8 protein-coding genes are annotated in these 11,159 nt (G+C 62.7%); 2 read left to right on the top strand and 6 right to left on the bottom strand.

Features of this window, described 5'->3' with window-relative positions; genetic code table 11:
• Positions 1-216: 216 nt before the first annotated feature.
• The gene (locus tag ACWH49_RS24130) at positions 217-426 is read right to left on the bottom strand and encodes a helix-turn-helix domain-containing protein (protein ID WP_448174391.1); all 210 of its coding nucleotides are present in this window, start codon (positions 424-426) and stop codon (positions 217-219) included.
• A gap of 167 nt (positions 427-593) precedes the next feature.
• Here ACWH49_RS24130 and ACWH49_RS24125 point away from each other — a divergent pair, with 167 nt between their 5' ends.
• Together ACWH49_RS24125 and ACWH49_RS24120 are read left to right on the top strand one after the other, a co-directional pair.
• Positions 594-845, top strand: a complete 252-nt coding sequence (locus ACWH49_RS24125) for a hypothetical protein (RefSeq protein ID WP_448173745.1) — start codon at positions 594-596, stop codon at positions 843-845.
• 704 nt (positions 846-1,549) lie between these two features.
• Positions 1,550-1,759 (top strand): BPSL0761 family protein, encoded by a 210-nt coding sequence (locus ACWH49_RS24120; RefSeq protein WP_448173744.1) that lies wholly within the window; start codon positions 1,550-1,552, stop codon positions 1,757-1,759.
• An 843-nt stretch (positions 1,760-2,602) separates the two neighbouring features.
• Here the strand turns inward: ACWH49_RS24120 and ACWH49_RS24115 are convergent.
• The 5 genes from ACWH49_RS24115 to ACWH49_RS24095 form a co-directional block, all read right to left on the bottom strand.
• Positions 2,603-5,767, bottom strand: coding sequence for a CusA/CzcA family heavy metal efflux RND transporter (locus ACWH49_RS24115; RefSeq protein WP_448173743.1), 3,165 nt, complete (start codon positions 5,765-5,767; stop codon positions 2,603-2,605).
• 13 nt (positions 5,768-5,780) lie between these two features.
• Positions 5,781-7,073, bottom strand: coding sequence for an efflux RND transporter periplasmic adaptor subunit (locus tag ACWH49_RS24110; protein WP_448173742.1), 1,293 nt, complete (start codon positions 7,071-7,073; stop codon positions 5,781-5,783).
• A gap of 18 nt (positions 7,074-7,091) precedes the next feature.
• On the bottom strand, positions 7,092-8,315 hold the full coding sequence (locus ACWH49_RS24105) for a TolC family protein (protein ID WP_448173741.1): 1,224 nt from the start codon (positions 8,313-8,315) through the stop codon (positions 7,092-7,094).
• A 74-nt stretch (positions 8,316-8,389) separates the two neighbouring features.
• Complete coding sequence (gene czcI / locus ACWH49_RS24100) at positions 8,390-8,737, bottom strand: cation efflux protein, CzcI family (protein WP_448173740.1); 348 nt, start codon at positions 8,735-8,737, stop codon at positions 8,390-8,392.
• Between the two features lie 54 nt (positions 8,738-8,791).
• Positions 8,792-11,071: a heavy metal translocating P-type ATPase gene (locus ACWH49_RS24095; protein ID WP_448173739.1), complete on the bottom strand. Its 2,280-nt coding sequence runs from the start codon at positions 11,069-11,071 to the stop codon at positions 8,792-8,794.
• Positions 11,072-11,159 lie beyond the last annotated feature (88 nt).

Here is an 11,159-nt window from a genome sequence, read left to right as displayed (position 1 = left end):
AGCGGGTGCGTCAGGGTATTTGTTGAATTGGGGGTGGCCAGGAGGGGGGCGCAGACTGTGGATATCTCTGTGCATAACATATGGACAACTTTTCGACGTGTTAAGGTCGGTACCAAGACGCGGCCGCAGGCCCTCTCGCAAACGCGCATCACGATTTGACCGAATGCGAGCCCCTGGCAAGCTCGCCGCCGCCGACACGCCCCCTACCGCAGCAAGCTAGGCCTTCAGCAGGTCAGCAACGTGAACGCCGAGCGCGACGGCAATACGTTCGATGTTGTCGATGGAGATGTTGCGAGCTTGTCGCTCGACGTGAGCGATGAACGTGCGATGCAGGCCAGCCTCAAACGCCAACGCCTCTTGGCTCCAACCTCGCTCGTTCCGCAAACGAAGTACGTTGACGGCCAAGAGCGCCCGCGCGCTTTCCACTTGGTATTTTTTAGTTGTCGCTGGTGAAGTCACACACCAGTCTCAACGGATGCTGCTTTTAAGTCAGCCGTGTTTGAGTCACAATCTAGGTTGAGCAGCACGTTTCCAGTCACTTTGTTCGACTCGGATTCCGAGTTCTCGCCCCCTTGCGGAAGAGGAAAAAGTCGATGAGCACAAAGAGCAGCATCAAGGCGCGTCACAGCACGAGCGAACAACCAGGTTTCCACCTCTACACCGATGTGCTCGACTCCTTGCATGTAAGAGACGGAGACCCGGAGCCGCCCGTCTACTTGCGCCTCGATGGAGTGGCGGCCCAACTCGAGACGCTGAACAACGGCGGAGCCACGGTCACCGTCGTTCTGCCAAGGGGGATGGCGCGTGAGTTGGGTCTTCTGCCTTTGGAAGACGACGTCGCATGACTCGCGACATCTAACGGCTACGACTCAGCATGTTGACCTTGCAATTGGTCTGTCGCGACGCTCGACGCGGGACGGTACGAACGCTTCGGGGCCTGATTGCCTCATCTGCCAACCATGGAGAGGTGTCCGACTACTGGGTGTCTCTCCTCGACTTCCGCCATCGACCGCTGCACCGCGCATTGCTGCGTGGATACCCAAGGTGGGCCGAAACAACAAGGGCCTTCCTGGCGCGCTGCCTAGACGCGGTGCTGGTCACGTCCGACGATTCGGCATGGTTCCCAACGGACAGCTGCGAGTTGACTGTCACCGAGTGGAGTACCCAGAGCGTCGTCGACTTAGTTTCGTTTGGCGACTTGCGCCGCGCGACTCCTGTAGCTCGAACGGCAAGCGTTCGGGGGCGAAGCGGGTGGCAGCTAGTGAGGTGGATTTGCGCTCAAGAAGCCTTTGGGAGACAAGAACTCCCGGAACCTCCTATGCCCGTGAAGCCCACGATTTACGAGCGTTCAGGAGTCAAGTACTGCCGAACGAGCGAGCTCCCGATTGAAGCGAGGGTGACATTCGAGCAATTGCAGAACCGCCTGGACCGACCATTTGTGCCAGCCGTTCCCGATGCGGTTTATCCATGGTGGCTCGATTGCTTCCTTCGAGGCGAGCTGCCTCGACACGAGTTCCCGCGCGAGCTGCGCCTAACGTGGGGTTAGGTCATGACGCTACCAATCGAGAGAACGCAAGCAGTCTTGCAGACGCGTTGCTTTCTACAGCAACTTCAGAACTGCAAAGCGTTGCCCGGTGTGCCGGAAGGCGTACGCCGGGAAGCACTAGCTTTGCTTCGACATTTTCCATCTTTGCATGACATGGAGCTAGCGCACCAAGCATGCCCAGAATGGTTCGGTTGTCCAGGGAGGGACGAGTGACGTTGCATCAGGGGGCCGCACTGACGCCACTTTCGAAATTCTTCTCGCAGGCTCAAGTACTGACCGACGCTTGGTCGACGCTCACGAGTCGCGGCAGGTCTCGAGAAGCAGAGCGAATCGTGCAAGAGCTCCGTCGCGGGGCTACGCTCCAAGAGTTCCTGCTCGTGCGCCTCGTCATCATGGAGTTGGATTCACAGTTGACGCGACTTATCGACAAGCGGCGCGAATGGGGGCCGAAGGGAGACGGTGATAAAGCTGGTCGGTCAAAAAACTTGCTAGTCACTTCTTCCAAAGACGGGCGGCGCTAGGCGTCTCAGACCCGGGCCCGGAGAGCCGGCCCGCCGCAGCGCTCGACTACGCACCTTCGAGCTGAACTTGCTGGTGGGTGCGAGCGCTACTAGCGGGGTCGTCACCGGCTCCCGCCGATGTGCTTCGCGCGCGTCGCTGCGCCCTTTACGGTTCACCCCGAACCGAAGGTGACCCTCCGGCAACCAGGACCGCGCGCTTCGCGTCGAGCGCGGCTTGAAGGCGCGCAAACACTTCGTCAGCAGGCACGGACAGACCTGTCTTCAGATAGTCCTGCCAAGCGGCCTCACCGCGACGCAGGAACTCTGTCTGAGCCTTCCTTTCCAATGCTTCCCGACAGTCGGGGTTGGGGCTTTCGTTTGATGCCATGCGCTGACTTTACAGGCGGGAGTTGCCATCCGCTAGTCCCGGCGCAACCAACGAGTTCGACGAACCAAAGGGTCGTGGTGAGCCCGAGTGCAATTCTTGGCGACCGCTGGTTCGCGCACGCCGTGTGGTCGTGGCTGTCATGACTTTGCTATCGGTTGTGGTCTTCGCTCATCCTGGCTTCATGCTCAAGCTGGTGGCTGCGACCGGAAGCTCATCTTCGTCCCGCCTGTGCGCGAGCCGATATAGGACAGGCAGCACCAACAGGGTCAGAGCGGTTGACGACAGGATGCCGCCGATAACGACTGTCGCGAGCGGGCGCTGCACCTCGGCTCCTGTACCGGTCGCTATCGCCATCGGGATGAAACCCAGCGACGCAACAAGCGCTGTCATTAGCACCGGCCGCAGGCGCGTCAGAGCACCTTCCCAAATGGCATCGTCCAGGCTCTTGCCCTGGTCGCGGAGGCTACGGATATACGACAGCATCACGAGCCCGTTCAAGACCGCGACCCCCGACAACGCGATGAAGCCGACTGCCGCGGAGATGGACAGCGGGATGCCTCGTGCCCAGAGCGAAAGCACGCCACCCGTCAGGGCAAAGGGGATGCCGGTGAACACGAGAAGTCCGTCCTTGATGTTGCCAAACATGGTGAACAAAAGGACGAAGACCATCAGCAAGGCTAGTGGCACCACCAGCTGAAGTCGCTTCGTTGCGGATTCGAGCTGCTCAAACGTTCCGCCCCACGCCGTCCAGTAGCCACTCGGCACGGACACCTTCGCGATAGCAGCCTGCGCGTCGCTCACGAACGAGCCGAGGTCGCGGCCGGTCACGTTTGCGCTGACTACGACTCGGCGCTTGCCGTCCTCCCGAGAAACCTGATTCGGACCGGGCGTCAATTCCAGGGTGGCCAACTCGCCAAGCGGCACGTAGGCGGTGGGGCTGGTTCCCTTGGGCAGCGCAATCGGCAATCGACGCAGTGCTTCCACGTCCTGTCGGACCGACTCCGGGAGCCGGACCAGGATGTCGAAGCGACGGTCCCCTTGGAAAAAAGTACCCGCCTCCCGTCCGCCGAGGGCCGTGGCCACCGTCTCCTGCACCTCATTCATGTTGAGGCCATAGCGCGTCGCCTTCGCTCGGTCCACGTTGACCGACAGCATGGGTAGCCCGGTCGTCTGTTCGACCTTGACTTCCGTCGCGCCCGGCACCTTGCCCAGCGCCTCGGCGACCTCTGCGGCGGACTTGTTGAGAATGTCGTTGTCGTCGCCGAAGATTTTGACCGCAACGTCCGAGCGCACACCTGAAATCAGCTCATTGAAGCGAAGCTGAATAGGCTGCGAGAACTCGTAGTTGTTGCCGGGGACCAGGGCAGCTTCTTCGCGCACAGCAGCGAGCAGCTCATCCCGGGTTTTGCGGGGCTCCGGCCACTTGTCGAGTGGCTTGAGCATGATGTAGCCGTCCGAGATGTTGGGCGGCATCGGGTCGGCTGCAATCTCGGCGGTCCCGGTACGGGCAAAGATGCGCTCGATTTCCGGAAACTTGGCCTTCAGACGAGCCTCGAGTTGCTTTTGCATCTCGACCGACTGGGTCAGGCTGGTCCCGGGAATGCGGAGTGCCTGGATGGCGAAGTCGCCTTCGTTCAGGCTCGGGACGAATTCGCTTCCAAGCCTGCTGGCCACGGCGACCGAGAAAACGACCGCGACGGCAGCAAACGTGAAGACCACGGGCGAGTTGTTCAAAGCGCTCTTGAGCGCAGGCTGATAGCGGCTCTTGGCCCACTCCATCAGCCGGTTCTCCTTCTCGGCGACGCGATTGCCGATGAAGAGCGAAATGGCCGCGGGAACGAAGGTGACCGACAGCACCATGGCGCCGAACAATGCCAGCAGCACCGTGTACGCCATCGGGTGAAACATCTTTCCTTCGACGCCCGTGAGCGCCAGGATGGGAACGTAGACCACCATGATGATGAGCTGACCAAACAGCAGGGGTCGTCGGGACTCTCGGGCCGCTTCATAGACCTCGTGAAATCGCTCTGAGCGCGTCAGCGGTCTTCCTCGATGGGCCTGCGCATGCGCAAGGCGCCTGATGGCGGCTTCGGCCGAAACGAGCGCGCCATCGGCGATGACGCCAAAGTCCAAAGCGCCAAGACTCATGAGGTTGGCACTGATGCCGTAGCCGACCATGCCCGTGAATGTGAACAGCATCGAGAGCGGGATGACCATCGCGACGATAAGTGAGGCTCGGAAATTGCCCAGCAGGGCGAACAGCACGACGATGACCAAGACCGCGCCCTCCAGAAGATTCTTCTGAACGGTTGCGATGGCCTTGTCGACAAGCACCGTGCGGTCGTACACCGTGACGGCCTTGACGCCCGCAGGGAGGGTCTTGTTGATGGCCTCCATCTGCTTGTCGACGGCGTGCGAGACCGTGCGACTGTTTTCGCCCATCAGCATGAACACGGTACCGAGCACGACTTCTTTACCGTTCTCGGTGGCAGCGCCAGTGCGCAGTTCGCGGCCCAAGTCCACGTCGGCGACGTCACGGACACGAATGGGCTGGCCCTGCGCCGTGCCGACAATGATGTCGCGGATGTCGTCCATGGACTTCACCTGTCCCGGAGCGCGAACCAGGTACTGCTCGCCACGCCGCTCGATATAGCCTGCGCCATGGTTCGAGTTGTTCTTCTCGAGCGCGCTCACTACGTCCGACAGGCCCAACCCGTAGGCACCGAGTCGCTCCAAGTTCGGCGCGACGACGTACTGTTTCTCGAAGCCACCGATGGAGTTGATTTCGGTGACGCCCTTGACGTTGCGCAGTTGCGGCTTGATGACCCAGTCCTGAATCTCGCGCAAGTCCGTCGACGTGTATGCCGTGCCATCAGGCTTCTTCGCGCCGTCCACCACCTCGACGGTCCACAGGTAGATTTCCCCGAGACCCGTGGAAATAGGCCCCATGCTCGGCGTGATGCCCGTGGGCAGGCGGTCGCGTGCCTCCTGCACCCGTTGGTTCACGAGCTGGCGTGCGAAGTAGATGTCGGTACCGTCCTTGAAGATGACGGTGACCTGCGACAGGCCATAGCGAGAGAGCGAACGGGTCTGTTCGAGCCCGGGCAGGCCGGCCATCACGGTCTCGATGGGATAGGTGATGCGCTGCTCGGTCTCCAGCGGCGAATAGCCCGACGCCTCTGTGTTGATGACGACCTGAACGTTGGAGATGTCGACGACAGCGTCGATGGGAAGACGCGAGTAGTTGTAGACCCCTAGCCCGGCCATGCCAAGCACAGCCAGCATGACCAACCAGCGCTGCTCGATGCAGAAGCGAATGATGCGTTCGAACATGGTTCGTCCCTGCTCAGTGACCGTGCTCGGCGCTGGCTTTGCCGAGCTCCGACTTCAGGACGAACGTGTTGGTGGCAGCGTACTTGTCGCCCGGTTTCATGCCGCCGAGGATTTCAACCGCACGACCGTCCGACCGGCCGACCTTTACAGGCCTAGCAACGAACCCCCCCGGAGCGGCCATGAAGAGCATTGGCTGCTCGTCAATGGTCTGGATAGCGTCCGCGCTGACGGTTAGGGGAACGTCCTGGTCCTCGCCGAGAACTGCGACCGTCACAAAGAGACCTGGCCGCCACGCACCCTTGGGGTTGGTCAGAGTCACGCGGGCACGTGCCGTGCGAGTTTGCTCGCCGAGCAGCGCGCCGACGTACGAAATGGTCCCCTCGGCTTTGCTGTCGAAGGCCGTCGATGAAACGATGACCCGTTGACCCACGCGCACGGCGGCCAGGTCCTTCGGAGACACCGCGAACTCTGCCCAAACGCTTGACAGGTCAGAGACCGTGAAGATGCTCGCGTCTTCCTTAACGGCTTCGCCCAGGCTCAGATGCTTCTCGACGACAGTGCCTGCGAACGGTGCCCGGATTTCGAAGCGATTGAGGCCCGTGGACGAACTCGGCGCGCCAATAGCCGCCAGCTTCTGTGAAGCGTTCCGGACGGCAATTTCCGCTTCCTGCAGAGCGCTCTGCGCCTGCTGGTAGTCCTGCTGCGCGGAAATCTTGTCTTCCCAGAGCTTCTTCTCGCGCTCGTAGGTCGATTTCGCGAGGTCCCGCCGCTTCTGCGCAGTCAGGAGTTCGCTGCGCTGCTCCGACAAGGATGTGCTCGCGACAACCGCCAACACCTGTCCCTTTTGGACCAGCTGCCCGAGATTGGCGTTCACGGACTCGGCAACGCCAGCCAGTCGGGGAACGACGTGAGTGGTCCGGTCTTCGTTGAAGCGGATTTCGCCTTGGAATTGGACAGCTGCTTGGAGCTTCGCCGGACCTGCGTCTTGCACCGTGATGGCCGAGGCCTTGAGTTGCTCCTCCGTCAGTTTGACCTGACGTTCCTCATGTTCTTCCTTCTCGCCCTCTTTGTGGCCGCCCTTCGGTTCGGCTTTGGCCTCGTGCCCGTGTTCATCCTTCTCGCCCTCTTTGTGGGCAGCTTTGCCGTCGGCAGCGTGCTCTTCCTTGTCGCTGTGGCCGGCTTCGGAGTGCCCGGCTTCATCACCGCCGGTCTTCGCGCGCTCGGACATGAGGACGGCCCCGCCGCCTAAGACGCCGACGAGCACGATGACCGCCATCGCGATGCGTTGTTTGTTGCTGATTGCCATGATGTTTGATGTGTTCGATTACCGACCGAGCAAGCGGTCGATGGCCGTGGCGGCCTGGTTGGAGGTCGACAACGCGGTCAGGTAGCGCGCGCGTGCCTGAAGCAAGGAGCGCTGAGCGTCGATGACGTCGAGAAAGCCGAACTTGCCGGCCGCGAAGCCTTTGGTGGCGGCGTCGTACGCCTGCTGCGCCGCGGGCAAGACAGTCGACTTCAGCGTGCGGGCTGAAGCGCTGGCGACCCCCAGCTGGTTCGATGCCTGCTGCAGTTCCGTCAATAGGCGGATGCGCGCGGCCTGGTACTCGTCGCTGGCCTTCTCGGCTCGCTTCAGAGCCTCGTAGGTCGCGCCTTGGTTCCGGTCGAAGAACGGCAACGGGATGGAGATGCCGACGATGGACTGGGTACGGCCGAGCTCGTTGTCGCGCTTGGCGCCGACACTCACGGTGAGGTCCGGGACGCCCTTGCTGCGTTCGATATCGACAAGCGCCCGGCGCCGGTCGACTTCGATACGACTCGTCAGCAACCCAGGCGAAGCGTCGAGTTCCCTGACGAGTTCGGAGGCAGGTGCTCGAAACGGCATCAGTTCGATGTCGCCTTGCACAGTGCTGAACAGCGGCTCGGGGTCGCCCCAGAGCGCGGCAAGCGTCTGCCTGGCGTTTTGCAGCTCGGCCACCGCCTCGGCCGCTTCGAGCTGTGCGTTCGCCTGGTCGACCCGAGCACGGGTTTCGTCCACCGGCGAGACCTTGCCGGCGGCCACCCGCTTACCGATGGCGTCAGCGCCGCGAGCCGCCAGGTCAGCGGAATTCGCCGTCAGGGCGACCCGTTCCTGCGCGACCAGCACGCCAAAGAAGGCGCGAACCACATCAGCCCGCAGGCCAGCCCGGACGTTGCCGAGTTCCGCCTGCGCCAGTTCGCGCGCCCGGCCGGCCGCGCCGACGCGAGCGGCACGCTTTCCGCCGAGCTCAATCGGGAAGTCCACCGTCGCGGTGGTCGTGCGGGTCGCTCGTTGGGTGTCCTCGACCGAAGCGCTCAGCTCGGGGTTTCGCCAGGCGCTTGCCTGGCGCACGGCGCCGTCATTGGCATCGACCTCGCGCTGTGCCGCGGTAATGGCGAAGCTCTTGGAGGCTGCGAGCGCCTGGGCCTGTTCAAGGGTAAGGACCGACGCGGGCTGTGCCTGCGCCGGAGAGAAGCAAAAGGGGCTGAGCAATATCGCCGCCAGCCCGAGCGGCAGAACGTGTTTTCGCATCGAATCTCACAAGGTTGAAACCAGGGATTCGGCGAAACGTCAGGACAGTTGGAGTTGTGTGAGCGTCTCGCCGTTCAGACGAGACGAAGCCACTGAGGGCGGTCGGGCGCTCGGGCGAGCGCCGATGTGAAAGGTGGGGAGGGGACGACCTCAGCGGAAAGCGATGTGGCTCCGAAGTCGCACCCGTCGAGCTGGGTCAGAAATGCGGCTGACGCACTCGCGTGGCATGACGCGCAGTCGGAGTCGGCCATCAGCTTGCTGTCGGACGCCTTTTTCACCTCGCCCTTGTGGGCGTGGAAGTGGTGGCCGAAGTGCTTGCTTTGCTGTTCGGAGGTTTCGTGCTGGCAATACGCTGAAGCCGCCGACCAGGCGAACTGGAGCGGCAACAGCAAAGCAACGAAGATGAGGAAGGTCCGTAGCATTGGCTGCCAGTATAGGCGCGGGTTTACGCGAGGGTCTCTGGGGACGGCGGCGCTTCAGGCTACTTTGCGCAGGAGCCGCAGGCCGTTGAAGACCACGAGCAAGCTCGCGCCCATGTCGGCAAACACGGCCATCCACATCGTGGCGTTTCCGAAGATGGCGAGCGTGAGGAACACGGCTTTGATGCCGAGCGCCAGCGCGATGTTCTGCCAGAGGACGGCATAAACGCGTTTCGAGAGTCGAATCGTCTCGGGCACGCGGCGCAGGTCATCGTTCATGATGAGGACGTCTGCTGCCTCCATCGCCGTGTCCGTGCCAGCGGCGCCCATCGCGATGGACACGTTGGCTGTCGAGAGTGCAGGGGCGTCGTTCAGACCGTCACCGACCATGCCCACTGCTTGGCCTGACGCTGCCAGTGCTTTGATGGCTTCGACCTTGCCTTGCGGCAGCAGGTTGGCGCGAACGTCGGTGATGCCGACCTGGTCCGCAATCGCCTTGGCCGTCGCTTGGTTGTCGCCGGTCAGCATCACCGAGGCGACGCCCATTCGAAGTAGCTCAGCGACCGCCTCCTTCGACGAGGCCTTGGCAGTATCTGCCACGGCGAACAATGCAAACACCCCTTGCGAGTTGGCCAGAACCGTGACCGTGCGACCCAGCACTTCGTGCTCCTGCATCCGCGCTTCGAGCTCAGCGGAGCACTGCTTGCGGTCTTCAATCCAGCGGTGGTTTCCCAGAACGTAGTCGTGCCCGTCGATGGAGCCTTGGACCCCGCGTCCGAGCTCGGCAGCGAAGCGCTCGACCACCAAGGGCTCCCCATCAAGGCCTGTCGCGATGGCCTTGGACACCGGATGGTCAGAGCGCGCCGCAAGACTGTGCGCGATGCGCAGCACCCTGTCTGCGGGCACAGCGTCGGTCAACACAACCTGGGCCACCAGCTTGGGTTTGCCTTCAGTGATGGTCCCGGTCTTGTCCATCGCAATGGTCTTGAGCTTTCGCGCTTCTTCAAGGTAAACGCCGCCCTTGATGAGGATGCCTCGCCGCGCGGCCGCAGCCAGACCACTGACAACGGTGACTGGCGTCGAAATCACGAGCGCACACGGGCACGCGATGACCAGCAGGACCAGCGCCTTGTAGATGGCGGCCATCCACGCCCAGCCGAAGAGCAGCGGCGCACCGACCGCGACGGCCAGCGCGAGCACGAAGACTGCCGGTGTGTAGACGGCGGCGAAGCGGTCGACCAAGCGCTGGGTCGGAGCACGTTTGCCTTGGGCTTCCTCGACCGCGTGGATGATGCGGGCGAGCACGGTGTCACTGGCCGGCGCGGTGACCTCGAACTCCAGCGAACCGTTCTGGTTGATGGTGCCCGCGAAGACCTCGTCGCCGGGACCTTTGTCGACGGGAACGCTCTCGCCCGTCACGGGCGACTGGTCAATCGCGCCTTGTCCTGTCTTCACCCGTCCGTCCAGCGCCAAGCGCTCACCGGGGCGCACGCGAACAATGGCGCCGACTTCCACGCTCTTGGCAGGGACAGTTGTCCAGCTGCCGTCCGCCTGCAGTACCGCCGCCTCCTGCGGCGACAGCGCGAGCAGGCCGCCGATGGCGTTGCGCGCGCGGTCGACGGCGCGGGCCTCGATGAGTTCCGCCAAGGAATACAGCGCCATCACCATCGCGGCTTCCGGCCATTGGCCGATGACAAAAGCCCCGGCGACCGCGACCGACATCAGGGCGTTGATGTTGAGCTGACCCCGAAACAGCGACGACATACCCTTGCGAAACACTGACGTGCCGGCGAGCGCAATCGCTGCTGCGGCGACGCCCATGCCGACGGCCTTCCAGACAGTGGTCTCAGGGGCAAGGAAGTTGATGAGCTCGGCCGCGACCGCAACCACCAGCGCGCCGACCAAGCGAAGCTGCTCGGTATGCTGGGCACGCGCGGTGTGTTCGGGCGCAATCGGCGCCGAAAGGGTCTCCGTTTTGAATCCAGCGGCGTTGATGGCGCCCACGATTTCCGGCCAGTCCGTAGGCGGCGCATCGACCGCGAGCGTTCGGCCGGGCAGGTCGAAGCTCAGGCGGCGGATGGTCGCGATGCTTTCGAGCGCGGCGCGAATTTGGCCTTCTTCCGTCGGGCAGTCCATCGACGGGACGCGGAGTTGCAGTGCGTCACCGGAGGAAGGAATGGTGGCCGCTGGCTGCGTCACTGGCGCTGCAACGCTGCATGCCGACCCGCAGCAGCTATCCACGGGCGCCTTGGAGGCTGCCTCCGGATGCGGGTTTTCATGACCGTGGTCATGGTCGTCGTGCTCATGTTCGGCAGAAACGTTCTGGATGCTTGTCATGGGTATCTGTTCTTGTGTGAGGACATTAAGCAACCTGTAGCTACTCCAGAGTCAAGGGCCTAGACTTAGCCTTCTGTGACCAAGGACA

It is taken from the genome of Rhizobacter fulvus, from assembly GCF_964020785.1.
Note: the sequence above shows the minus strand (reverse complement) of the source record. Positions and strands in the feature narration are given on the sequence as shown.

What these genes read in the sequence shown, in the direction of transcription:
- ACWH49_RS24125 (WP_448173745.1), top strand. Translation starts at nt 594, where the DNA reads ATGAGCACAAAGAGCAGCATCAAGGCGCGTCACAGCACGAGCGAACAA.
- ACWH49_RS24120 (WP_448173744.1), top strand. Translation starts at nt 1,550, where the DNA reads ATGACGCTACCAATCGAGAGAACGCAAGCAGTCTTGCAGACGCGTTGC.
- ACWH49_RS24105 (WP_448173741.1), bottom strand. Translation starts at nt 8,315, where the DNA reads ATGCGAAAACACGTTCTGCCGCTCGGGCTGGCGGCGATATTGCTCAGC.
- ACWH49_RS24115 (WP_448173743.1), bottom strand. Translation starts at nt 5,767, where the DNA reads ATGTTCGAACGCATCATTCGCTTCTGCATCGAGCAGCGCTGGTTGGTC.
- czcI (WP_448173740.1), bottom strand. Translation starts at nt 8,737, where the DNA reads ATGCTACGGACCTTCCTCATCTTCGTTGCTTTGCTGTTGCCGCTCCAG.
- ACWH49_RS24110 (WP_448173742.1), bottom strand. Translation starts at nt 7,073, where the DNA reads ATGGCAATCAGCAACAAACAACGCATCGCGATGGCGGTCATCGTGCTC.
- ACWH49_RS24095 (WP_448173739.1), bottom strand. Translation starts at nt 11,071, where the DNA reads ATGACAAGCATCCAGAACGTTTCTGCCGAACATGAGCACGACGACCAT.